We start from the raw sequence: 23,495 nt of genomic DNA, 5'->3' as shown, positions 1-23,495 counted from the left end.
CATCACCCGATCGACCGCCCCAATGTGGCGTTGGTTGCGTCCAACGCACCGAACGCCACATTGGGTGCGTTGGACGCACCGAACGCCACATTGGGGCGCTCGTCCCGAGCGTCGAACACCTTGCGCCGCGTGACACCAGCGCTGTGGGAGGGTGGCAGCGTGAAGAGCTCGGCCGGCTCCTCGAGGAACGGATCGGCCACGACTCGCGCACCGCGGCCGGCTGTCGATCGGACGGGTTCGTCGGCAGCGTCGCGGACACGCGTCAGCGGCCGGGTGCGTCCGGTGCCGCCGGAGACAGGGTTCTTCATGCGTACTCCACGACAGTGGCGATGAGCCGGGTCGCTTACCGCGTCGGCCGCGACGGGTGGGCGAGCACGAATTCGCGGACCAGCTGAGCGGTTTCCCGCGCGAACTCCATCGTGAACCCGTGGCGGGCCCCCGGGATCACTTCCAGCCTCGCCCCGGGGATCGCGTCGGCGATCTTCCGCCCGATTTCGGGACGAGCGGCGGGATCGTCCTCGCCGTAGATGAGCAGGGTCGGCGCCGTGATCCCGGGCAGGCGTCCGGTGACGTCGTAGCCCGGGATCGCGGCCAGCCGCCGCGCGTCCGCCTCCGGTGCGCGGTGGACCAGGATCGACTTGAGCCCGGCCACCACTTCCTCGTCCGCTTGCCCGCGTTCGGACAGGGCGAAGGCGAGCATCCGCGCATCGCGCTGCGACGGCGACAGTTCGACGATCTCGGAGGCCACGGGTGCCTGCAGGGCCGAGGCGTCGGAGAAGGTGGCGCCGACGGTCAGCGACTGCACGACATCGGGTATCGACACCGCGACCTGCAGGGCGATGAAGCCGCCGAACGAGGATCCGAAGAGGTGCGCTCGCTCGTACCCGAGTCCCCTGATGAGCGCGGCGCAGTCCTCCGCCAGGTCGGGGATGCCGTACGGGCCGGGCGGGTTGACCGACGCGCCGGAATCGCGCTGGTCGTAGGCGATCGCCCGGATGCCGGCACCGAGCAGGGGCCGGAACGCGTCGTACTGGATGTGGGTGCTTTCGCCGCCGTGCAGCAGGATGACCGGCTCGCCGGCACCGGACTCCGCGTAGGCGATTTCGATGTCGCCTGCCTTCACCGTGTTCAGCGCAGTGGACGCCAAGACGTTCACCTCCTTAAAGAGACTTTCTGTCGCTTTAAGCTACTCGCGGGTCGCCGAGGCGTCCAGAGGGGGTAGCTGTGAGCCGGAGAGGGTGTTTCAGCGGCCGGCGGTGGCGCGCACGCCGGCGAGCACGATCGCGCTCACTTGCCGCGCGTCGGCCCGGGTGAACTCGCGGGCGCCCCGGCTGACGAACAGCTGGACGGGCCCGGTGAGCATTTCGCCGAGGAAGGAGAGGTCGATCGCGGGCAGCTCGCCGCGTTCGACCGCGGTCTGCAACCGGTCGCGCAAGGTCGCCAGCCGCCGGTCGTACACCTCGTCGACGACGGCTCGCAGCTCGGGGTTTTCCCGCGCCGCGGCCACGACGGCCAGCAGCGCCCGGCCTTGCGCGCTCGCGGTGGTGGCGGCGAGGGCTTCGAGGAAGTCGACGAGGTCGGCGTCGATGTCGCCCGAGTCGGGCAGGGGAGCGGCGGCGGCGCCGTAGGTGGCGAGGGCGTCGGCGACCAGCGCGGTGCGGTCGGGCCAGTTGCGGTAGACGCTGGTCTTGTTGACCTCGGCGAGCTCGGCGACCTGGTCGTAGCGCAGGCCGCCGATCCCGTCGCGCGCGATCAGTTCGGCGGCGGCCTCGAGAATCCGGCGCCGCACTCGGGCGGTGCGCCCGCCCGGACGGCGGGCCGGCTCTCGCGTGGGTTCGTCCTCGGCCACGGCCGGAAGCCTACAGCGGCTGCGCCGCGCGCAGCCGGGCGTTGCGCTCCTCGATGGCCTCCCAGGTGGCGGGGACCACGAGGTCGACCCCGCCGCGCGCGAACTCCTGGGCCGCCTCCGCGTGGGGGCGCTGGCGCCGCTCGTAGGCGCTGAAGGCCGCTTCGAGGTCGTCGTGGCGTCCGAGCTCCTCGGTGAGCGTCCACGCCCCGAGCAGGGCCAGCGAGGTGCCGCGCCCCGCCATCGGGGTCGCGCAGTGCGCGGCGTCCCCGATCAGCACCACCCGGCCCCGGTGCCAGGTCGGCAGGTGGATCTGGGCGATCGCGTCGAAGTACAGCTCGGGGTCGTCCTGGGCGGTCTTGATCAGCTCGGGGACCTTCCAGTCCTCGACGCCGGCGAAGGCCTCGGTCAGGATGCGCTTCTGCGCGGCCTGGTCGTGGTAGTCGTAGTCGATCGGTTCGGCCCGGAACTCGAAGATTCCCAGCGCCTTGTCGCGGTAGCGAGCCACGCCCGCGAAGCGCCCCGGCAGGTTGAGGACCTCCGTCGTGCGGTTGCCGGGAGTCGCCTGGCCGGGTGCGTCGCCGATGGCCACGTACACCCCGAGGTGCTCGGTGAACTCCCGCTCCGGGCCGAAGACCAGCCGGCGCACCGCGGAGTGCACCCCGTCGGCGCCGACGACGATGTCGTAGGCGGCCTCGCGGCCGGAGGCGAAGGTGACCGCGACCTGGTCGCCGTCGTCGGCCAGCGTCGCGACGGACTCCCCGAAGCGCAGGTCGACCTGCCCGGGCAGGGCCTGCCGCAAGATGTTCATGAGGTCTTCGCGGGGGAGCTCGATGTCGTCAGGGGTGTCGTTGATCTCCTGCGTCACCAGTGGGGCGACGGGCGCGCCGGTCCGGTCGACGAACATCGTCTGCTCGGTCATCGTGATCCGGTGCTCGGACACCGCGTCCAGGATGCCCATGCCGCGCGCGGTCTCGATGGCCGCGCCACGCACGTCGATGGGCGAACCGTTGACGCGCAGGTGGTTCGCCCGCTCCACCACCTCCACCGTGTGCCCGGCCTGGGCGAGGTCGATGGCCGCGCACAGCCCGGCCGCTCCCGCGCCACTGATCAGGATCTTCATCGTGTCTCCTCGTGAGTCCGCGTACCAACCCCTTCAGTTATAGCAACAATGTGTTGCTTTAGCGACCGACGGGAACACGCCCCCGCGTGGGGATGCTGGTCTGTTCAGTCCCCGCTTCTGGCCATTACCCGGCGTGCGACGGCGAGGGTGAAGCGGGTGGGCAGCAGCCTGCCGAACAGGAAAGCGGTCAGTGCATTGGCTTTGCCGTCGATGACCGCAGGTCCGTTGCCGGACAGGGCACGCGCCACAGTGGCGGCGACAGCCTCGGCGCTGCGCGTGCCGCGGGGGTTCATCGGCGTCTTCGTGGGGCCGGGACTGACCGCCACCACGCGGACCCCGGTGCCGCGGGTTTCGGCCCACAGCGCCTGGGTGAGGGAGACGACGTACGCCTTCGTCGCCGCGTACACCGCCAGGTAGGGGGCGGGGATGTACCCGCCGGTGCTGGCGATGTTGACGACTGCTCCGTGGCCGCGGGCGACCATCGCGGGCATCAGGAGCGTGGTGAGCTCGGTCAATGCGTTGACGTTGAGGTCGATCAGGGTCCGGAACAGGGCCGGGTCGCCGTCGAGTACCGGTCCTCGCGTGCTGAGGCCGGCGTCGTCCCACGTGTGGACCAGGGCCGGCAGCCCCGCCTCGGCGGCCAGCCCCAGCGCGTCCCGCACCTCCGCCGACAGCAGCGGCCGGTCCGGGTACGTCGTGTGCACCTTGACCCCGACGAACCGGCCGGCCGGCCGGTACTTCTCCAGTTCCCGCGCCGCGCCGCCGAGGTCGTTGGGGTTCACCACCACGTACCCGAGCAGCCGCGGATGGGCGTCGAGGACCTCCGCCAGCCACCGGTTGCCCGACACCACGTCGTAGGTCACCGCCTCCGAGGCGGAGACGATCTGGCGGTCGATGCCGTAGCGGTCCATCAGCGCGAGGTTCAGTTCGACGCTTCCCACGTCGGTGCTGAAGAACCACGGCCCGGCGTGGCCGTGGACGTCGATGATCATGCGCCGTCCGCCAGCCACGCCGCGGCCGTCCCCCCGGCCACCTGCCCCCATGCTTCGTCGTCGAGCCCGGCCGTCCGCAGTCTCAGCGCCGACGGCAGGACGTCGTGCAGCGGTGCCCGCGACCCGTAGGCCAGGTGGTGTGCGCCCACCTCGCCCGCGATGCGCTCGATCGAGTCGGGCCCGCACAGCAGCCGCGTCGAGGCCACGAACCCCGGTTCGCGGCGGGCGAGCACGACGAAGTCCGCCACCCGGTAGGCGTGCACGTCGAGGAAGCACACCCGGGCCCCCCGGCCGGCGAATGGCCGCCAGAACCGGCTGAAGTCCCCGCTGGTGAGCAGGACCAGCCCGTGGGCGACCGCGACGTCGACGATGTGCGACAGCCCGGCGGAATCCGGCTCCACCCACTGCTCGGGCGGGAAGAGCCGCAGCAGCCGCACCCCCGACGCGGCCAGCCGGGGGATCTCGGTCTCCGCGGCCAGCGCGTCCCGCACGTCGACCGCCCCGACGGGGACGAACCGTTTCCGGTCGCCGGCCTTGCGCAGCTCGTCGTTGCCGGCGCGGGCGTCGAACAGCGCCGCCCGCAACGAGCAGACCAGGCCGCGCCGGATCCGGTGCTTCTCGTGCAGTCCGGTCGCCGCGTCCAGGGAGGCGTCCAGCCGCCGGCTCGGCAGCGTGCCGAACAGCACATCGACGTCGACGTCGATGTCCTGCCGCGCGACGGGCACCGGCGGCAAGGGTGACCTGCTCAACTCGTCCCCCCGTCCGTCGGATGGGGAAAGCCTGCCGGGCGCGCCTACACGATCCCTACACGCGCCGCACCGGAATCGGTGACAACCCGGGTTCGCACGCGGACGTTCTGAGGGGTATGCGGGTAGATCCCAGTTTCGAAGTGTTCGTCGAAGACAGTTCGACGGCCTTGCTGCGCACCGCGTACCTGCTGACCGGTGACCGCGGGCACGCCGAGGACCTGGTGCAGACAGCGCTGTTGCGCACCGCCCGGCATTGGCCGCGGGCGCGTGACTCGCCGCAGGCGTATGCGCGCGCGGTCTTGCTGAACCTGTCGCGGGACCGGGTCAGATCGTTGTTCCGGCGCCCCCGGGAGGCCTCGATGCCACCCGACGTGGACACGCTCCACGCGGTGGACGCCGGGTACGAGCAGGTCTCCGAGCGCCGGGTGGTGCTGCGGGCGCTGGCCGCCCTGCCGATCCGCCAACGGCAGGTCATCGTGCTGCGCTTCTACGAGGACATGTCCGTCGAGCAGACCGCCGGGCTGCTCGGCTTCAGCCCCGGGACGGTCAAGTCGCACACGTCCCGGGCGTTGGCCAGGCTGCGCGAGCTGCTGGCCGACCACCACTCACTGCAGGAGGTTCCCCGTGCTCACCGATGAGCAGTACGGCCGCCGGATCGGTGACCGGCTGCGCCACGAGATCGACGACGTCCACGCGAGCCCGGACCTGGTCCGCAGGCTCCGCCGCGGCCGAACCAGGCGCACGTGGGCGATCACCGGCGCCATCGCCACTCCGGTGGCCGCCGCGGCCGTCGTCGCCGTGGTCGTCTCGGCACCGACCGCCCCCACCCGATCCACCAGCGCGGCGCCCACCAGCGCTCAGCCCCGGATCGTCAGCGTGGCCTACATCCAGGCGGAGACGGTGAAGGCACTCGGCCAAGGCGCCCAGTACGTCATCTACTCGAAGGACACGTACGAGAGCGGCTACTACGAGACGTGGACCGACAAGGCGACCCAGCGGTACCGCAACGACGTCTACACCCGCCTTCCGGCCGCCACCCAGTCCGGTCGCGCCTCGGACGGGAAGATGCCCGTCCCCTCCGGCCCGCCCACGCCGCCGGCCGGCCCGCTCCACCGCCAGCAGTCGCACGCCGTCAAGGACCTCGGGGAGAGCCAGGAGATCACCACGGTCGACTGGGAGAACAAATGGTGGTCCGTCAACCACCTGAGAGACGGCAAACCGCAAACCCCGATCCCGGATCCCACTGATCCGGACGGCATGAAGAAGGCGGTGGCCGAGGGCAAAGTCGAGCTCGTCGGCCAGGAGAAGATCGGCACCGTCGACACCCACCACCTCCGGGTGATCGGCCCCCGGCGCGAGTACAAGATCGACCTGTGGGTGGACAGCACGACGTACCTGCCGGTCAAGGAAACCGCGGTCAAGGGCGGCAACAGGCAGGGTGGCGAGGAATTCCCGGAGTCCGCGGGCGAGGTGATCACCTACACCTGGCTGCCCCGGACGGAAAAGAACCTCGCCGAATTGACCCTGACCCCACCCGCCGGCTTCAAACAGATGAAGTGAATCCCGAGCCGGCTTGCGTTGAACCAATGCCACGCTGGGGTGCTCTGTGAGCGGAAGAAAAAGTCAGCTCTCGCCGCGCTGATTCGGTGTCGGCCGACGAAGCCGCCGCATCCCGCGGGAACTCCCGCGGGATGCGGCTTGCCCTGAGGGCGGCCGAGCAGTGTGCGCTTCTGCTCGCGTGGCACAGCAGCGGTGGAAGCCGCTGTCACAAGGCGGATTCGAGCCGGTGCGATCCGGGATCGGTCTCGGCGTCGTCCGCCGCGGAGCGCGTTCGGTTCTTCGGGCCTCGCACGGCGACGTAGACGGACAACACCGCCATGACCGCCGCTCCCGCCCACATGGCCTGCCGCCATCCATCCACAAAGGACTCGCGGGCGGCCTGGACGATCTGTGCCGCGTGCGAGCCGGTGCTGGCGGAGACCTCGACGGCGTTGGCCACGCCTTCCCTGGCGACGTCCGCGGCCTCCTGGGGGACACCGGACAGCTTGCCGTCGATCGAGCCGCGGTAGCCGGCGGACAGGAGCGCGCCCAGCAGGGCGACCCCCAGTGCGGTGCCGAACTCGCGGGTGATGTCGTTGAGCGCCGAGGCGACACCCTGCTTGTCTCGCGGCAACGAGCCGGTGATGGCCTCGGTGGACGGCGTCATCGACAGGCCCATGCCGAGACCCATGGCGACCAGCCCCGGCAGGATAGACAGGTAGCCGCCCTCGACCGAGACGGACAGTCCCATCACCACCAGTCCCGCGCCGGCCAGCGCGACGCCGGTGGTCATGGTCGCGCGGGAGCCGAGGCGTTCGGCCGGCTTCGCCGCGAGGCCGGAGGCCAGCATCATCGAGATCGCCATGGGCATCAGGGCCGCCGTCGACACCAGTCCCGGCCACCCGAGCACGGCCTGGAAGAACGGGAACAGCACCACGCCGATGCCCGCCTGGACGCCGAAGACCACGAGCAACGTGAGCGAGCCGCTCGCCAGGCCGCGTTCCCGGAACAGGCGCACGTCCAGCAGGGCTGCGTCACGGCGTCGCGGTTCCCAGACCACGAAGCCGATGCCGGCGACGATGCCGACGGCGAGGCCGATCAACGTCTCGGGGGCGGTCCAGCCGCGTTCGGGTCCTTCCTGCAGCACGAAGATGAGGCCGACGACGGCGAAGCCGGAGAGCAGCGCGCCGACGGTGTCGAAGGGGTGGGCCGAGCGCTCGCGGGAGTTGGGCACCGACTTCGCCGTCGTCACCAGCGCCACGACGATCAGCGCGGTCGGGAGCGCGAACAGCCAGCGCCAGTCGGCGATGTCGACCAGGACCGCGGAGAGGAACATGCCCAGGACGCCGCCGCCTCCCGCGACGGCCGTCCACACGCCGATGGCTTTGGCGCGCCGTTGCTCGGGGAAGGTGGACGTGATGACGGCCAGGGTGATCGGCATGATCATCGCGGCGCCGATCCCGCCGATCAGGCGGGCCGAGATCATGACCCCGGCGGTCGGGGACAGTGCCGCCACCACGTTCGCGATGCCGAACAACGTGAGCCCGGCGGTCAGCACGGGCTTGCGGCCCAGGCGGTCACCGATCGCGCCGAGCGGCAGCAGCAGCGCGGCCAGGGTCAGGGTGTAGATGTTGATGATCCAGAGAACCGTGCCCAGCGAGGCCCCGAACTCGACGGCCATGTGGGTCTGCGCGACGTTGAGGCCCGAGACCGAGGCGACGACGGCCATCAACGAGATGGACACGGAGATCAGGATGGTGCGCAGCTGACGCGCGTCCGGTGTGGCAGCCCCCGGTACGGGCTGGTTGGTGCTCATCGGTTCCTCTCGGCAGGGCAGGGGAGATCACGGCGTCTTGTCGTGCTTGGCCTGATGTTAAGCACGGTTTGCGCCGGTGGCATATCATCTTGCCTATGACGCAAGAAGAAGGCGCGCTGGACAGCCTCGTGCGCAAACGGATCCGGGCCCTGCGGGTCGCGCAGGGCCTGTCCCTGGAGGACCTGGCCAAGCGCGTCCACCTCGGACAGTCCTCGCTGAGCCGCATCGAGAACGGCCGGCGCCGCCTGGCGCTGGACCAGCTCGTCGCACTGGCCCGCGCCCTGGACACCACCCTTGACCAGCTGGTCGAGAACGCGGCGGACGATGTGGTCATCAGTCCGATGAACCACGGCGCCAACGGCCTGAGCTGGCCGATGAAGGGCGACCCGGCCATGAGCGTCATGCGCCGGCGGTTCACCGAGCCACCGCCGGACAACCCCGCCAAGATGCGCGCCCATCCCGGCAGGGAGTGGCTCGTCGTGCTGTCCGGCACCGCGACGCTGTTGCTCGGCGAGTGCCGCTTCCGCGTCGACACCGATCGTGCCGCCGAGTTCCCGACCATGATGCCGCACGCCATCGGCGCGGAAGGCCGCCCGTGCGAGGTCCTGTTCGTCTTCGACCGGGACGCCCGTCGCGGACATCGCGAGAACGGCGACTCCGAGGACAACGGCTCGTAACGCCGCACCTTGCTTCCACGGCATCGCGCAAGCCCACTTCCTTGCGCGTTGCGCAAGATCATATGCGAAAATGGCATATCGCTTCTACTGTGGCGGCATGACCTATGCGAACGCCCGGCACCAGGGCCACCATCACCACGACGCGGACAGCGCGCAGGCGGAGATCCTCGAGCTGGACGCGGAAGTCCTCGCCGAGCACACCGCCGGCATCATCAGGTGGCTGCCCCTGCACGGCGACCCGCGGCAGGTCGTCGACCTCGCCGCGGGCACCGGAGCAGGCACGTTCGCCCTTCTCGGCCAGTTCCCCGAGGCACAGGTCACGGCCGTGGACACCTCGCCCAGCCACCTGCGGCGGCTCAGCGAGAAGGCGTGCGCCCGCGGGCTGGACGGGCACGTGCGCACGGTGCTCGCCAACCTCGACGACGCCACCTGGCCCGACCTCGGTGCCCCGGACCTCGTGTGGGCCTCGGGCTCCCTGCATCACATGGTCGATCCCGGCCACGTTCTGCGCTCCGTCCACGACCTGCTCGCGCCCGGCGGCCTGTTCGTCGTGGTCGAGATGGCGGGCCTTCCCCGCTTCCTGCCCGGCACCGCACCTGCCGACCGGCCGGGCTTGGAAGACCGCGTCCACGCCGCGAGCGACCGGCGCCACGCTCAGCACCTTCCCCACCGCGGCGCGGACTGGGGACCGATGCTCACGGCCGCCGGGTTCGTGGTGGAGGACGAGCTCATCGCCGACGTGGACATCAAGGGCGCCGGCAACACGGCGATCGGCCAGTACGCCTTCGGCGTGCTGCAACGCGCTCGCGGCGCGGTCGCAGCCGAACTCGACACCGCAGACCTCGCCGCGCTCGACCGACTGCTCGACATCGACAGTCCGCACAGCCTCCTGCGGCGTGGCGACCTCGCGGTCCGCACCAAGCGTTCCGTCTGGGCCGCCCGCCGCACCTGAGGAGAGGGGAGCGGCGTACCCATGCGGGGTGAGGTGGTAAGTATCCCCGATGTCTTTTCCGAATGGTGCCGGGCGCACGCCAGGAGACGGTTCGGCCGGACCGGTGCGTGAAGAGTACGTGGCGGCGCTGGAACAGGTTCTCGGCCAAGCTCTGCCGCCGGCGCTGCGGGCCACGCTGCTGCGGCGGAACGGCGGCCGGCTCGGGGAGTGGCGGCTGCATCCGGTCCGGGACTCCTCCGACCGCCGGGCGATGAAGCGGACCGCCGAGGACATCGCCCACCTGACCCGCCTCGCCCGGCGCCAAGCGGGCTTCCCCGGCGACGCGGTGTCCATCGCGCACGACTACTCGATGGCCGACCAACTGGTGCTGCTGCCGGACCCGGCCACCGGCCGGCTTTCCGACCAGGTGTTCCGATGGGACCGCACGGCCGGGGTCCGCCCTTATGCGGCGTCCATCGAGGAGGTCGGCAAGCCGAAACGCCGCGCCGCGCCGAAGAAGCTGCCCGATCGTCCGAGCGCCGATGCCGGCGTGGACGCGATCGTCGCGCATTACGCGGCGCAGACAGCGGAGTGCGTCGTGGAACGGTCGGACACCGTCCATCCGGTGTTCGGCACGGAGATCGTCCGGGTGGAACTGTCGGGGGAAGAACTGTGTTTCGCCGAGGACGCGTTCGGAGTGGACCTGACCGGCATCGCGCCCGACGGCCTGCCGGTCGCCACCGACGGGTTCGGCAACCACTGGATCGTCGACGTCCGCGACGGTCGCCCCGCCGAGGTCCTGTTCATCGCGCACGACCCGCCGGTGGTCGTGCTCCAGGCCCGGAGCCTCGGCGATTTTCTCGTCCAGTGGTTCGAAACCGGCCTCGATCCCGACGAGGGCGGCCCCCTCGACGCCGTCCATGAGGCCGCGAACGAGGTCTGGCGCCATCCACCGGACCAGTGGGACGCGCGCACCGCCGAACCGGGCACCGGCATCCCTTGGGCAGGCCCGCACGCGGCCGGTGCGGAAGGGGGACCGAGCGGAGGTGATCTTGAGGTTTGAGCGCGTGATCGTCATCAATATTCGGCGAGCCCGGCCGCGATTCCGCCGAAGGCACGCGCTCTGAGCGGTTCCCGATATCCTCCCGGAAACCGCAAGAGGGGGAGTTCCATGACCACCGTCGAGCGCACGCTCAGACCGATCGTCGTCCTGCTGTACGTCAACGTGGGGATCAGCGTCCTGCTCACGGTACTGACCTTCGTGTTCAAGAGTTCCGTCCTCGATTACCAGGTTCAGCACCTGGTCGAGGCCGGGAAGGTCCTACCGGGCCGGGAGGCGGCCACGCGTGGTGTGCTGGAGGGCACGCTCTGGATCCGGCCGCTGTCGATCCTGGTCGTCTCGGTCGTTTACGTCCGTTTCGTCTCCCGGCTGAAACTCGGCCTGCGACGCACTTACTACCGGCTCCTGGCCGTCGCGATCATCGGCGCGGGTGCGCTCGCCTACCTGATCGTCATCTCCCAGTTCCCGGTCTGGTACCGCGTCATCCAGGGCGTGCAGGGACTCGTGCTGCTGAGTTTGCTGCCGATATTGGCCACGAAGGACATCCGGAACCACTTCGCGCCCGAGCCGGAGGCGATGAAGATCTGGGACGACGCGTAGCCGGGGACGGCGATCCGGCACCGTCAGTTACCCGGCTGCTGCACGCCTTCCCGCAGTCCGGCGATCCCGCGCTCAGGGGCGTACGAGGACGACGGTCTTGCCCTTGCGCCGCTGGGTCGGGTTGAGCGCGGGAACGGCGTCGTCGAGGGGCGCGACCGTGCCGATGTGCGGGCGAAGGCGGCCGTCGCGCACGCGGTCGGCGATCTCGGCCAGCTGGCTCGGAACGGACTCGACGACGAAGTCGATCGCGAGGCCGTCGGCCGGGCGAGCCTCGGCGGGCCCGACCACCGACACCAGTGTCCCGCCGGGCCGGATGATGCTCGCCGAGCGTCGTTGGATGTCACCGCCGATGACGTCGAAGACCAGGTCGACTCCGCCGATGTCGCCGAGATCGTCGTGGTCGAGGTCGAGGAATTCGTTCGCGCCGAAGTCGAGCGCCGCCTGGCGGTCCGCCGCCCGGCCGGTACCGATGACGTAGGCGCCGGACTCCCGGGCGAGCTGCGTCACCACGGACCCGACCGCGCCGGCGGCGCCGTGGGCGAGGACGCTCTGGCCCGCCTGGAGGCGGCCGTGCTGGAACAGGCCCTGCCACGCGGTCAGGCCGGAGATCGGCAGGCTCGCCCCCACCGTGAAGTCGACGTTCCCCGGCAGTGGTGCGAGGTTGCGTGCCTCCACGGCCGCGTACTCGGCCAGGGTTCCGTCGCGGTGCCAATCGGTGATCCCGAACACCCGCTGTCCCAGCGAGAGTCCTGTGGTGCCGTAGCCGAGGGCCGTGACCACGCCGGCGAACTCGTGGCCGATGATCGCCGGGACTCGGTCGTGGCCGGAACGATCGACCCAGGTCGAGGGCCACTCCCACTCGGCCGGGACGAAGCCCGACGCACGGACTTCGACGACGACGTCGTTGATCGCCGGTGTCGGCTCAGGCCGCTCCATGAGGGTGATTCCGGCTGCTTCCGCGGCCTGATCCGTCACGACGATGGCCTTCATCGGTGCCTCCGTAGATCTCGTGTCGACCTTCTGCGGACATTGTCGGGCTTGCCGGCCCACCAGGGGCAGTGTGGGGCATGCTGCTACCGGCCGAAGTCGCGCTCGTACGCCGGCCACGCCGGCAGCTTGTCCGCGGACCAGCAGCGAGCGTCGCGGAAGGGCGACGGAGTGGACGCGCCGCCGAGCGCGAGCGCCGAGCCGAGCGGCGTCAGGCTGTGCAGCACCGAGCCGCCGTGCCGCCGGGTCGTGACGAGACCGGCCTTCCGCAGCACGGCGGCGTGCTGGCTCGCCGACGTCACGGAGGTCCGGGCCCGGCGCGCGAGTTCGCTGGTGGTGCAGCCTTCGTGGACCGACCGCAGCACGTCGGCGCGGGTCTTGCCGAGCAGCGGGCCGAGGGCCGCGGGGGCGTCCGCCGGCAGCGCGTGCGTGTGGTCGACGGGGTAGACGAGCACCGGCTTCAGCCGCGGGTCGGCGAGCGCCACCGGTCTTTCCCAGCAGAAGAACGCGGGGATCAGCGTCAAGCCGCGGCCGCCGAGGTGCAGTTCCCGGTGGACGGGATACTCGGTTTCGAGGACCGGTGGGTGCCAGCGCATCATCGGCCGGAAACTGGACAGCAGTGCGGCGCACCCGCCTTCGGCGAAAGCGCGCAACCGGTGGGCCCGGTCGGCGGAAAAGTGCGCTTCCAGTGTCGATCGGAACGGATCCAGGTTCTTGGCGAGAAAGGCGCGCAACGCGGTACCGAGTGCCGAAACCGTCTCGCCGTCGCCGTCCGCGAGCAACCGCGTCCACGACGGCAGCGTCCGGACTTCCGAGAGTTTCGTCAGCTCGGCACGCAACCGCGCCCGAGAGGTCGCCTCGATCGTTTCGAGGCCCAGCTCGGCCGGCGCACCGGCCAGTTCGGGGGTCAGGAAATCCGGGAAGTACGCCGCGTCGGCGGCGAGCGTGAGCAACATCCGGTCGTGCGGGGTCAGCTGCCCGGCCGCGTGCCGGCGCCAGCGGGCGAACACCGCGGCGCCGTTCCGGTTCTGCAGCAGCTGCAGTCCCAACACCGCTTCCCACAACGGTTCCGGCGCCGACGCGACGCGCGTCGCGGCGAGGTCGGCGACGGTGAAATGGATGCGCAGCATAAGTGTCTCCCCAAGCACGATGCGCTCTTCCTTTCCGCGCGGAGCCGGAAGAGCGGAGGCGCGTTTCGTTGCGAACCGGTGGCTGGAGTCCTCCGCCGGCAGGCCACTCCCGTGGCGCCGGTAGCCCGCGAAATCCACGGTGTCGCAGGGTGTCGGTGAAGTGAAGGCGCATCTGCGGCACGTGTCCCCCCGGACCGGGCGGCACCTGCCGGACGTGCGGTCGTCGCCTGCAGGTGCGATGTCCATCGTCAGGAGTCACTGAACCACCAACGAACAGATCGGCGTGCGTGTTTCGCGCGGTACCAACCGATGGGAGCAAGTCGGGGACACCCGGTTGGCCCAGAACGCGGGAAACCCGTCCATGCCCGGCTCCGCGGATCCAGCCCGACGGTAAGCGTCCTAGCTGGGGGTTTCACCCACGACGCAATCGCCTTGACCGCGGTCGTCGCGGGAGAGAAGCCTGGACAAGCGAGACACCGGCCACGTCCGAGGAAGGGGAAACCATGCACGGCAACATGTTCAGGCGCGCCGCCATCGGTTTGGGCTTGGTGGGAGCGACGGCCGCGGCGAGCCTGGTCGCGGCCGCACCCGCGAACGCAGGCCCGTACTGCGCCGCCGGCTACCACTGCGTGTTCATCACGTCGCTGGGGAGTGCGCAACACAGCTACTTCAACAGCGACACCAACTTCACCGACGACTATTTCACCAACGGCTCCAACGTCAACGACAACGTCTGGTCGGCGAGCAACTCCAGTACCGGAGGCTACGAGAGCCACTACTACTACGACATCAACTACGGCGGCGGTCTGGTCTTCTGCGTCAACCCCGGCCACGCGGTGGAGTACACCCAGCTCACCACCGACGGCATCGCCGGAAACCACGCCGGACAGCGCGACGAAGCCAGTTCGCTGCGGCTGCGCCCGACCACTCCGATCTCGTGCTTCTGAACCGGGTCGTTTCCGAAGGCCCCGCCGTACTCCGGCGGGGCCACCGCCGGGCGGGCCTGCTCGGCGTGGCGCTGATCCTCACCGGGGTGGGCGTCGCGGCGGCGTCGATCCCGGCACCGGCGCCGCCCCCGGCCCCGGCGGCACAGCCGGTCGCGCACAGCCGTCCGCCGATCTACGCCCTCGTCTACACCCTGACGCCGTCGGACGAGCGGATCGCCGCGGCGCAGCGGAAGCTGATCACCGCGTGCATGGCGGCCGCCGGGTTCGCCTACCGGGCGGCACCGATCGCCGACGCGGCCGACGCGCCGGACAGCCCCCGCCCGTTCGGCCTGGAGTCGTCCGAGCGGCCACCGGCTGCTTCGGCGCAGGAGCAGCCGGTGGAGAACCCGCAGGGGTACAGCCGGGCGTTGTACGGGGATCCGAAGCGGACCGTCTCCGCACGCGGCAAGACGCTGAGTGTGTCGGCGCCGCAGGACGGCTGCCTGGCCGACGCGGAGCGGCGCCTGCTGGGGGATGGCCGGGTGCGGTGGATGCAGCTGCACATCCTGTTCTTCGAGGCCGAACGCCGGGCGCGGGACCGGCTTGACACCGATGCGCAGTTCCGCGTCCTCAACCAACGCTGGCAGCAGTGCATGCGGGAGGCGGGCATCGCCGCGGAGGACCCACGCAGCCTGCTCAGGTCACTGCCCGCGGGTGTCGACTTCGCCGCCGACCCGGTCACGCGCGCGGATCTTCGGTGCAAGGACCGCACCGGCTACCTCGCGCCGGCCTACGACCGGCTGACCGAGATGCAGCGCCAGGTCCTGGCCGAGGACCCGGCTCTGGTCGCGGACTGGACCGGCTTGCACGCGAGGCAGGACGAGGCCGCGCTGCGGATACTGGCGTGACCCGCGAGGTCAGCCCCGGGGCGGGCGTGCGGGCTCGGCTGGTGGCGCTTCGGGAGTAACCTGTTGCGCCGCAGCGAACTGTCGCAGCCGCGTCCGGCACTCGGTCGTGAGCTTCGGGTGCGCGGCCGTCTTCGAGCTCCGACGGGTCAGGCGGTCGCCTTCGCCTGGATGGCGTCCTTGTCCTTCAGCACGACCGGATCGGGGATGGCGTCGGGCAGTTCGTCCTCCAGCAGCCGCAGGCGCCGGTACCGCCACGCGCCCGCCGCCAAGGCCAGCGACACGATGCCCGCCCCCACCGCCAGCCAGCCCATGCCCCGCCCCGGCATCCCCGCGGCGGCGGCGAGCGGCTCGAACACCCCGTCGGTCAGCGGGCCGGCGAGCGCGAACCCGGCGGGCACCATCAGCCAGCTGACCATCAGGTTGGCGGCGAACACCCGGCCCTGCAGCTCCAGGCCCACCTTCGCCTGCACGATCGACCCCCAGTGCGCGTTGAGCACCGCGGACGCGAGGCCGATGCCGAACAGGCCCACGGCCGGGAACACCGGGTTCGGCACCAGGCCCAGCACGACCATGAACGCGCCGATCACCGCGAACGACCCGAGGATGCCGGTGGTGCGCCGCCGGAACCCGCCCCACAGGCTGGTCAGCACGCTGCCGCCGAGCAGTCCGAGGCCACCGGCGGCCATCACCAGGCCCAGGGTCGACACGGCGCCCATCGACAGCGTCAGCGGCGTGGCGATCACCTCGACCATCGCCAGGGTGAAGTTGAGCGCGGTCGTGGCGAGGATGATCGCCAGCAGCCCCGGCCGCCGCACGAGGTAGCGCCAGCCGCCGGTCAGCTCGCGGGTGAACGGCTCCTCGAGCCGGTTGAACATCCGGTCCGGGAACCGCACGAGCACCAGCGTCAGCAACGCGAACCCGAACGTCACCACGTCGATCACCACGACACCGGTCAGGCCGACCAACACCGCGAGACCGCCGCCGAGCAGCGGTGCGAGCACCGTGCCCGCCGCGCTGCCGAGCTGCGCCAGGCCGTTCGCCCGGCCGTAGTAGCGCTTGGGCACCAGCTGCGTCACCGCGGCGCGGTACGCGGGTTGCTGGAACGCGACCGCGATCGCCCCCAGCCCCACCAGCGGGTACACCTGCCACAGCTGCAGCGATCCGGTCCACAGCAACGTGACCAGGCCGATCGAGCTGACCGCGGACAACGCGTCCGCGCCGAGCATGATCTTGCGCCGGTCCCACCGGTCGGCGATCGCGCCGGTGACCGGGGCGAGCGCCACCGCGGGCAGCAACGTCAGCACGCTGATCAACCCGAAGAGCGACACCGACCCGGTGCGCTGGTACACGAACACGCCGAGGGTGAACGTCGTGAGCCCCGACCCGATCAGCGACACCAGCTGCCCGAGCGCGACCAGCAGGAACGCGCGCATGTCCGCGGGCGGTGGCGGGGTCACCGGCGCGCCTTCCCCGGCGACGATGAACGACGCCAGCTGGCCGGCCTGGTGCTTGTGGAAGTAGTGCCCGGCCCGCGGGATCACGTGCAGGGAGACCGCATCGGAGAAGTGCGTCCACTCGGCCACCCGCTCCTGGTACAGCTCGGTGACCCGGTCGCCGTCGCCGACCACGCACACGACCGGCGCGGCCAGCTTGCGGAACCCGTCGCCGTGGAAGGCGTCGGTGTAGAAGTCCTCGCCCTGCTGGGTGTCGTCGAGGAAGATCCGCATCAGGAAGTCCTGCTCGGCGGCGTCCGTCACCTCGTTGAACAACCCGGTGGCGCGCAGGAACTCCAGCGCGCGGCGCTTGGACGTCGTGCGCCGCAACGGCATCATCGCGCGCAGCGTCCGGGAGAACCGGCCGGGCATCCGCGGCGCGGGGAAGTGCCCGCCGATCACGACCCGCAGCAGATCGGCTCCGTCGTCTTCGAGCTTGCGGGCGAGTGCGATGGTCTGCGCCCCGCCCATGCAGTGTCCATAGAGGACGACGGGACCGGCCAGCGCCTCGACCTCGGCGGCGCACCGCTCGACGAGCTCGTCGAAGCCCAGTGCGGGCTCGCCGGGGTTGCTGACGTCGTGGCCCGGCGGCTGGATGGCGTAGAGCGCGATGTGGTCCGGGACCGCGGCGGCCAGCTCCCGGTAGGTGAGGGCACCGCCCGCGGCCAGCGGCACGCAGACCAGGTTCACCGTGGCAGGCCGCGCCGGGGTGAGCCGCAGCAGCAGCTTCTGCTCGGTGGTGGTGCCGGTGCCGGGCCCGGCGACGTGCTCGGCGAACTGCCGGATGGTCGGGTGGGTGAAGAGGTCCATCACGGTCGCGGGGACGCCGAGGTCCCGCACCGCGCGCACCGCCTTGAACGAGTCGCCGCCCATCGCGAAGAAGTCGTCGTCGATGCCGATGCCCGGCAACCCGAGCAGCTCGCACCAGCGCGTGGCGAGGTCCGCCTCGAACGCGGTGCGCGGTGCCGTCCGGGTCTCGGCCACCGTGCGCCGCGGCGCGGGCAGCGCGGTGCGGTCGACCTTCCCGTTGGGGGTCAACGGGAACGCTTCGAGCACGACGAACGCCGACGGCAGCATGTAGTCGGGGAGCACGGTGCGCAGGTGCGCGCGCCAGTCGGTGGTGCTGGGCGCCGCGGCGCCGTCGTGCAGCGTCACGTAGCCCACGATCGCCTTGTCGCCGCCGTCCTCGCGGACCACGGCCACGGCGTCGCGAACCGCGTCGTGCCGGCCGAGCACCGTCTCGATCTCCCCGAGTTCGATGCGGTGGCCGCGGACCTTCACCTGGGTGTCGTTGCGGCCGAGGAACTCGAGGGTGCCGTCCGCGCGGTGGCGGGCGAGGTCGCCGGTCTTGTACAGGCGCGCGTCCGGGTCGGCGGCGAACGGGTCGGGCACGAACCGCTCGGCCGTGATCTCGGGGCGGCCCAGGTAGTCGCGGGCGAGACAGGCACCGCCGAGGTGCAGTTCGCCGGGCACGCCGACCGGCACGGGCTGCCCGCCCGGGTCGAGCAGGTGCGCGGTGACGCCCGGCAACGGCCTGCCGATGGTGATCGGCACGCCGGGGACCACCTCGGCGGCGGTGGCCCAGATGGTCGCCTCGGTCGGGCCGTACATGTTGTGCAGCACCCGGACCCGCCCGGTCAGCTGCTCGGCGAGGGCGACCGGCAGCGCTTCACCACCGCACAACGCGGTCAGGCCGGGCCGGCCGGTCCAGCCGTCGGTCACCAGCAGCTGCCACGTGGCCGGGGTCGCCTGCATGACCGTGGCGTTCTCCCGCTCCAGCAACGCGGCGAGGTCGGCCGGGTCGTGCGCGACGTCCCGGCTCGCGAGCACCACGCGCCCGCCGCTGATCAGCGGCAGGAAGAGCTCCAGCACCGAGATGTCGAAGGCGTAGGTGGTGACCGCGACCAGGGTGTCGGCCGGGCCGGTGCCGAGCCGCTCGCGCATGCCCCGCAGGAAGTTGACCACCGAGCCGTGCTCGACCCGCACGCCCTTGGGCCGCCCGGTGGAACCGGAGGTGTACAGGACGTAGGCCAGGTCGTGCGGCGAGGCCGCGGTTCCGGCCGTGGCCGCGGGCTGGGGCCCGGCCGGCTCGTCGGCGAGCAGCACGGTCAGGTCCTGCCCGGCGTAGCGGTCGGCGAGGGCGCGTTCGGTGAGTAGCACGGCGGCACCGGAGTCGTCGAGGATGAACTGCTGGCGCTGCCGCGGGTAGGCCGCGTCGAGCGGCACGTACGCACCGCCCGCCCGCAACACCGCGAGGAGCGCCACCGGCAGCAGCTCGGCGCGTTCCACGGCGACGGCGACCAGGGTGTCCGGCCCGACGCCGTGGTCACGCAACCGGGCCGCGAGCGCGTCGGCGCGGGTGAGGAGTTCCTGATAGGTCAGGGAAGTGCCGCCGAACGTGACCGCGGGAGCGTCCGGGGTGCGGGCCGCCTGCGCCGCGACGAGGTCGTGGATGCCGCCGGACGGCGGTGCCACGGGAGTGCCGGTGCCGGACCACTCGGCGAGCTGGGCCTGTTCGGCCGGAGTGAGCAGCGGCGCGGCGCCGATGGCGGTACCGGGGTCGGCGGTGACCGCGTGCAGCAGCTGTTCGAAGTGCCCGAGGGTCCGCTCGGCGGCGGCCGCGTCGAACAGGTCGGTGTTGTACTCCAGTTCGCAGACCAGTGCGCCGTCGCGCTGGTGCACGGTGAGCCCGAGGTCGACCTGTGCGCCGCCGGGGTGCACGGGGTGTTCGGCCACGGTGAGCCCGTCGAGCGCCAGGTCGGCGCCCCGGGTGTTCAGCAGGTTGAACATCACCTGGAACAGCGGGTTGCGGCTGGGGTCCTTCGGCAGCTTCAGCGCCTCGACCACCTGCTGGAACGGTGCGCCCTGGTGGGCGAACGCACCCAGCGCGGTGCTCCGCACCCGGGTCAGCAGGTCGGCGAACGACAGCTCGCGGTCCAGCGAAGTGCGCAGCACCAGCGTGTTGAGCAGGCAGCCGACCACCCGTTCCTGGTCGGCCTTGGTGCGCCCCGCGACCGGCGAGCCGACGCAGATGTCCTGCTGGCCGCTGTAGCGGTGCAGCAACGCCTGCAACGCGGCGAGCAGCACCATGTAGAGCGTCGCGTCGTGGTCACGGGCCACGGCGTTGACGCGTCCGGTCAGGTCGGCGCCGAGCACCCGGCGGGCCAGCCGGCCGTCGAAGGTCTGCACGGGCGGGCGCGGCCCGGTGGTCGGCAGGTCGACGGTGCCGGTGGCCCCGGCGAGGTTTTCCCGCCAGTACGCGAGGTCGGCCTCGGCAATCACGTCGGTGACCACGTCGGCGTACTGCACCGCGGGGCTGGTCAGCGGCGACGGTTCTCCCGCGCGCAGCGCGCGGTAGCACGCGCCGAGCTCGTCGAACAGCACGCCGAACGACCAGCTGTCGGCGACGATGTGGTGCACGCAGAGGCCCAGCACGTGGTGCTCGGCGGCGAGCCGGAACAGGGAGAACCGGAAGAGCGGGCCTTCGGCCAGGTCGAACGGCGTGCGTGCGGCGGCCTGGAGGAGGTCGTCGAGGTCGGCCGGGTGCGCCTCGGTCACCGGCAGCGCCACCGGGACCTCGGCCCGGATCACCTGCAGTGGCCGGCCTTCGGGCGCGGAGAAGACAGTGCGCAACGACTCGTGCCGGGCGACGACCTCGGCGAGCGCGGTGCGCAGGGCGGCCACGTCCAGCGGTCCGCGCAGCTCCGCCGCGGTCGCGATGACGTACGCGGCCGGGTGGTCGTGGGCGTGGTCGAGGAACCACATGCGCCGCTGCACGGCCGTGGCGGGCAGCTCCGACGGCCGCACGGGCACCGGTTCCGCGGCGGGGCCGGCCGTGGTCCTGGTCTTGGTCGCCGCGTCGGTCAGGCCGCGCAGGGTGGGCGTGGCGAACACGGCGTCGAGCGGGACCGTGAGCCCGAACCGGCTGCTCAGCCGGGCGACGAGCCGGGTCGCGAGCAGGGAATCGCCGCCGAGGCCGAAGAAGTCGTCGCCGGGGCCGATGTCGTCGACGCCCAGCAACTCGGTCCAGACCGCCGCGATGCGCGCCTGGTCGTCGGTGAGCGTCTCCCCGGCCGCCGGCTTGATGTCCACTGTGGAGTGTGAGCGGCCTGCCTCGATCCAGTAGCGCTGCCGCTGGAACGGGTAGCCGGGCAGGGACACCATCGGGTGCCGGTCGCTGCCGGTGAACCGGGCGAGGTCCACCCGCCCGCCGTGCGCCCACACCCGGCCGACGCCGGAAAGCAGTGCCGGCAGGTCGCCGGTCGCGTCGGCGGCTCGCCGCATCAGGGGCACGGCCGTGCCCTCGCCGCGCCGCACCAACGTCGTCAGCGTGTGCCCCGGCCCCGTCTCGGCCACCACCAGCCCGGCGCGCGCGAGCTCGGCCGCGGAGTCGGCGAACCGCACCGGTTCGCGCAGATGCCTCGCCCAGTAGTGCGGGTCGGTGGCCTGCTTCGCGGTCACCCAGGTGCCGGTGACGTTGGACAGGTAGCGCAGGCCCGGTTCGGCGAGCGGGACCGCCGCGACCGCCTCGGTGAACTCGGCGAGCACCGGGTCGAGCATCCCCGAGTGGAACGCGTGGGAGGTGCGCAGCACGCGGCAGGCGACGTCTCGCGCGCGCAGGTCCGCCTCGATCTCCCGCACGGCCGACGGCGGGCCGGAGAGCACGCAGGACCGCGGCCCGTTGACCGCGGCGATCGCCACGTCGGGCCGGAGCAGCTCGATGGCGTCCTTCTCCGCGAGCTCGACCGCGAGCATCGCGCCGGGCGGGAGCGACTGCACGAGCCGGCCGCGCGTCGCGACCAGGCCCAGCGCGTCCGGCAGCGTGAACACCCCGGCCAGGCACGCGGCCACGTACTCGCCGATGCTGTGCCCGGCCATGGCGGCCGGGGTGAGGCCGCGGTCCAGCAGCGTGCGGGCGAGCGCGTACTCGGTGACGAACAACGCCGGCTGGGTCAGCGCGGTCCGGTCGAGCGCGCCGCCGTCCGCGCTTTCACTGCCGTGCAGCACGTCCCGCAGGTCGAGCCCGAGGTGCGGGCGCAGCGCGGCCGCGCACTCGTCCACCACGTCCCGGAACACCGGTTCGTCGCGGTACAGCCCGGCGCCCATCCCGGCGTACTGGCTGCCCTGACCGGGGAACACGAACGCGACCGGCCGGTCGGTGCCCTCGACCGGGGGTGCGGGTTCGCGCAGCGCGGCGACGAGTTCCGCGGGGCCGGCGCCGGTGACGACCCGCCGGTGGGTGAGCCGGGCGCGGCCGCGGTGCAGGGTCGCCTCGATCCCGGCGAGGTCACCCGGGTGCCGCTCCAGGTGGGTTACTAGGGACTCCGCCAGGTCGGTCAGCGCGCGGGGCGTCGCGGCGGACAAGGCCAGCAGCGCGGGCCCGGTGCGGTCCGCGTCCGGCGGCCGTGGCGGCGCTTCTTCCAGGATCACGTGGGCGTTGGTGCCGCCCATGCCGAACGAGCTGACGCCCGCGCGGCGCGGGCCGCCGTCCGCCGTCCAGTCCACTGTGGACGTGTTGAGCCGGAACGGGCTCTTCGCCAGGCGGATCCGGGGGCTGGGTTCGGCCAGGTTGGGGTTGCCGGGCAGGATCCCGTGCTGCAACGCGAGTACGGCCTTGATCAACCCGGCGACGCCGGCCGCCGCGTCGGCGTGGCCGAAGGTGCCCTTGACCGAGCCGAGCACGCAGAACCCGGTGTCCTCGGTGCCGGCGCGGAACGCCTTGGTCAGCGCGGACACCTCGATCGGGTCGCCGAGCGGGGTGCCGGTGCCGTGCGCCTCGACGTAGCCGATCGACCGGGGCGGCACCCCGGCATCGGCCAGCGCCCGGGTGATCACGTCGACCTGCCCGTCCACGCCCGGCGCGGTGAACCCGACCTTGGCGGCGCCGTCGTTGTTGATCGCCGAACCCCGGATCACCGCGCGCACCGGGTCGCCGTCGCGCAGCGCGTCGGCCAGCCGCTTGAGCACCACGACGCCGACCCCGCTGGCCGCGATCGTGCCCCGGGCGTTCCGGTCGAACGGGCGGCAGTGCCCGTCCGGAGACAACGTGCCGCCCTCGACGTAGGAGTAGCCGCGCCGCTGTGCGGGCTCGATCGCGGCCCCGCCGGCCAGCGCCACGTCGCATTCGCCGAGCAGCAGGCTCTGCTTCGCCATGTGCACCGCCACCAGCGAGGTGGAGCACGCCGTGTTCACGGAGACGGCGGGCCCGCGCAGGTCCAGCTTGTACGCGACCCGTCCGGCCAGGTAGTCCTTGTCGGTCGACAACGCCACCTGGTAGTCGCCGACGGCGCGCAGCAGCTCCGGCGCGGACGACAGGTTCTCCGTCAGGTAGACGCTGGAGCGTGCCCCGGCGAACACCCCGGCCCGGCGGCCCGCGGAACCGGGTGCCTGCCCGGCGTCTTCCATGGCGTGCCAGCAGCATTCGAGGAACAGCCGGTGCTGGGGGTCGAGCACCTCGGCCTCGCGGCGGGACATGCCGAAGAATTCCGCGTCGAACTCGGCGATCCCGTCGAGTACGACGCCCGACCGGACGTAGCCGGGGTCGGCGATGCTCGCCGGGTCGGCGCCGTCGGCGAGCAGTTCGTCGTCGGTGAACGACCGGACCACGTCGGTGCCGGAGGTGACCGTGGCCCAGAACTGGTCGGGGCCGTCCGCCGCCGGGTAGCGGCAGGCGATGCCGATGACGGCGATGTCGCGATCGCTTCGCTGCATGGTTTCC

At 71.8% G+C, this 23,495-nt stretch carries 18 protein-coding genes; 8 read left to right on the top strand and 10 right to left on the bottom strand.

The features are described 5' to 3' along the window. Positions 1–2: 2 nt before the first annotated feature. The 6 genes from AB0G28_RS22195 to AB0G28_RS22170 all read right to left on the bottom strand — a co-directional run bounded on the left by AB0G28_RS22195 (position 3) and on the right by AB0G28_RS22170 (position 4,710). Positions 3–308 (bottom strand): hypothetical protein, encoded by a 306-nt coding sequence (locus AB0G28_RS22195; protein WP_361091809.1) that lies wholly within the window; start codon positions 306–308, stop codon positions 3–5. Between the two features lie 35 nt (positions 309–343). Then, the gene (locus AB0G28_RS22190) at positions 344–1,156 is read right to left on the bottom strand and encodes an alpha/beta fold hydrolase (RefSeq protein ID WP_361091806.1); all 813 of its coding nucleotides are present in this window, start codon (positions 1,154–1,156) and stop codon (positions 344–346) included. 87 nt (positions 1,157–1,243) lie between these two features. Beyond that, positions 1,244–1,849 carry a TetR/AcrR family transcriptional regulator gene (locus AB0G28_RS22185; protein WP_361091803.1) on the bottom strand — a complete coding sequence of 202 codons (606 nt, stop codon included), beginning with the start codon at positions 1,847–1,849 and terminating at the stop codon, positions 1,244–1,246. Positions 1,850–1,859: 10 nt separating this feature from the next. Next, positions 1,860–2,969, bottom strand: a complete 1,110-nt coding sequence (locus AB0G28_RS22180; RefSeq protein ID WP_361091800.1) for an FAD-dependent monooxygenase — start codon at positions 2,967–2,969, stop codon at positions 1,860–1,862. Positions 2,970–3,073: 104 nt separating this feature from the next. After that, complete coding sequence (locus AB0G28_RS22175; RefSeq protein WP_361091797.1) at positions 3,074–3,961, bottom strand: SDR family NAD(P)-dependent oxidoreductase; 888 nt, start codon at positions 3,959–3,961, stop codon at positions 3,074–3,076. Continuing rightward, positions 3,958–4,710, bottom strand: a complete 753-nt coding sequence (locus AB0G28_RS22170; protein WP_361091794.1) for a hypothetical protein — start codon at positions 4,708–4,710, stop codon at positions 3,958–3,960. The genes AB0G28_RS22175 and AB0G28_RS22170 overlap by 4 nt, the downstream gene beginning before the upstream one ends. Positions 4,711–4,850: 140 nt before the next feature. Here AB0G28_RS22170 and AB0G28_RS22165 point away from each other — a divergent pair, with 140 nt between their 5' ends. Both AB0G28_RS22165 and AB0G28_RS22160 read left to right on the top strand, forming a co-directional pair. After that, on the top strand, positions 4,851–5,348 hold the full coding sequence (locus tag AB0G28_RS22165; protein WP_361091791.1) for a SigE family RNA polymerase sigma factor: 498 nt from the start codon (positions 4,851–4,853) through the stop codon (positions 5,346–5,348). Next, positions 5,335–6,270, top strand: a complete 936-nt coding sequence (locus tag AB0G28_RS22160) for a hypothetical protein (protein ID WP_361091788.1) — start codon at positions 5,335–5,337, stop codon at positions 6,268–6,270. Before AB0G28_RS22165 ends, AB0G28_RS22160 begins: the two co-directional genes overlap by 14 nt. A 205-nt stretch (positions 6,271–6,475) precedes the next feature. On the opposite strand, the gene AB0G28_RS22155 is transcribed toward AB0G28_RS22160, so the two are convergent. After that, a complete protein-coding gene (locus AB0G28_RS22155; protein ID WP_361091785.1) occupies positions 6,476–8,065 on the bottom strand; it encodes an MFS transporter in 1,590 nt (529 codons plus the stop codon). A 95-nt stretch (positions 8,066–8,160) separates the two neighbouring features. On the opposite strand from AB0G28_RS22155, the gene AB0G28_RS22150 reads away from it, so the two are divergent. From AB0G28_RS22150 to AB0G28_RS22135, 4 genes are all read left to right on the top strand, one after another. Then, positions 8,161–8,742: a helix-turn-helix transcriptional regulator gene (locus AB0G28_RS22150; RefSeq protein ID WP_361091782.1), complete on the top strand. Its 582-nt coding sequence runs from the start codon at positions 8,161–8,163 to the stop codon at positions 8,740–8,742. Between the two features lie 97 nt (positions 8,743–8,839). After that, complete coding sequence (locus tag AB0G28_RS22145; protein WP_361091779.1) at positions 8,840–9,694, top strand: methyltransferase; 855 nt, start codon at positions 8,840–8,842, stop codon at positions 9,692–9,694. 103 nt (positions 9,695–9,797) lie between these two features. Further along, positions 9,798–10,736: an SMI1/KNR4 family protein gene (locus AB0G28_RS22140; protein WP_361091777.1), complete on the top strand. Its 939-nt coding sequence runs from the start codon at positions 9,798–9,800 to the stop codon at positions 10,734–10,736. 108 nt (positions 10,737–10,844) lie between these two features. Next, on the top strand, positions 10,845–11,333 hold the full coding sequence (locus AB0G28_RS22135) for a hypothetical protein (protein ID WP_361091770.1): 489 nt from the start codon (positions 10,845–10,847) through the stop codon (positions 11,331–11,333). Between the two features lie 72 nt (positions 11,334–11,405). Here AB0G28_RS22135 and AB0G28_RS22130 read toward each other — a convergent pair whose 3' ends face one another. Together AB0G28_RS22130 and AB0G28_RS22125 are read right to left on the bottom strand one after the other, a co-directional pair. Beyond that, a complete protein-coding gene (locus tag AB0G28_RS22130; RefSeq protein WP_361091767.1) occupies positions 11,406–12,323 on the bottom strand; it encodes an NADP-dependent oxidoreductase in 918 nt (305 codons plus the stop codon). Positions 12,324–12,406: 83 nt separating this feature from the next. Then, positions 12,407–13,450, bottom strand: coding sequence for a winged helix-turn-helix domain-containing protein (locus tag AB0G28_RS22125; protein ID WP_361091765.1), 1,044 nt, complete (start codon positions 13,448–13,450; stop codon positions 12,407–12,409). A 503-nt stretch (positions 13,451–13,953) separates the two neighbouring features. Here AB0G28_RS22125 and AB0G28_RS22120 point away from each other — a divergent pair. Next, positions 13,954–14,397: a hypothetical protein gene (locus AB0G28_RS22120; protein ID WP_361091762.1), complete on the top strand. Its 444-nt coding sequence runs from the start codon at positions 13,954–13,956 to the stop codon at positions 14,395–14,397. Further along, positions 14,388–15,284, top strand: coding sequence for a hypothetical protein (locus AB0G28_RS22115; RefSeq protein WP_361091759.1), 897 nt, complete (start codon positions 14,388–14,390; stop codon positions 15,282–15,284). The genes AB0G28_RS22120 and AB0G28_RS22115 overlap by 10 nt, the downstream gene beginning before the upstream one ends. 146 nt (positions 15,285–15,430) lie before the next feature. On the opposite strand, the gene AB0G28_RS22110 is transcribed toward AB0G28_RS22115, so the two are convergent. After that, on the bottom strand, positions 15,431–23,488 hold the full coding sequence (locus AB0G28_RS22110) for an amino acid adenylation domain-containing protein (protein WP_361091756.1): 8,058 nt from the start codon (positions 23,486–23,488) through the stop codon (positions 15,431–15,433). Positions 23,489–23,495: the final 7 nt, after the last annotated feature.

The sequence above is a fragment of the Amycolatopsis sp. NPDC021455 genome, from assembly GCF_040640995.1.
Taxonomy (GTDB): domain Bacteria; phylum Actinomycetota; class Actinomycetes; order Mycobacteriales; family Pseudonocardiaceae; genus Amycolatopsis.
This window is presented reverse-complemented; position numbering and strand designations above follow the sequence as displayed.

Excerpts from the sequence above, each read along its gene's own strand:
- AB0G28_RS22130 (WP_361091767.1), bottom strand. The coding sequence starts at position 12,323 with ATGAAGGCCATCGTCGTGACGGATCAGGCCGCGGAAGCAGCCGGAATC.
- AB0G28_RS22135 (WP_361091770.1), top strand. The coding sequence starts at position 10,845 with ATGACCACCGTCGAGCGCACGCTCAGACCGATCGTCGTCCTGCTGTAC.
- AB0G28_RS22180 (WP_361091800.1), bottom strand. The coding sequence starts at position 2,969 with ATGAAGATCCTGATCAGTGGCGCGGGAGCGGCCGGGCTGTGCGCGGCC.
- AB0G28_RS22120 (WP_361091762.1), top strand. The coding sequence starts at position 13,954 with ATGCACGGCAACATGTTCAGGCGCGCCGCCATCGGTTTGGGCTTGGTG.
- AB0G28_RS22155 (WP_361091785.1), bottom strand. The coding sequence starts at position 8,065 with ATGAGCACCAACCAGCCCGTACCGGGGGCTGCCACACCGGACGCGCGT.
- AB0G28_RS22110 (WP_361091756.1), bottom strand. The coding sequence starts at position 23,488 with ATGCAGCGAAGCGATCGCGACATCGCCGTCATCGGCATCGCCTGCCGC.
- AB0G28_RS22145 (WP_361091779.1), top strand. The coding sequence starts at position 8,840 with ATGACCTATGCGAACGCCCGGCACCAGGGCCACCATCACCACGACGCG.
- AB0G28_RS22195 (WP_361091809.1), bottom strand. The coding sequence starts at position 308 with ATGAAGAACCCTGTCTCCGGCGGCACCGGACGCACCCGGCCGCTGACG.
- AB0G28_RS22175 (WP_361091797.1), bottom strand. The coding sequence starts at position 3,961 with ATGATCATCGACGTCCACGGCCACGCCGGGCCGTGGTTCTTCAGCACC.
- AB0G28_RS22125 (WP_361091765.1), bottom strand. The coding sequence starts at position 13,450 with ATGCTGCGCATCCATTTCACCGTCGCCGACCTCGCCGCGACGCGCGTC.
- AB0G28_RS22150 (WP_361091782.1), top strand. The coding sequence starts at position 8,161 with ATGACGCAAGAAGAAGGCGCGCTGGACAGCCTCGTGCGCAAACGGATC.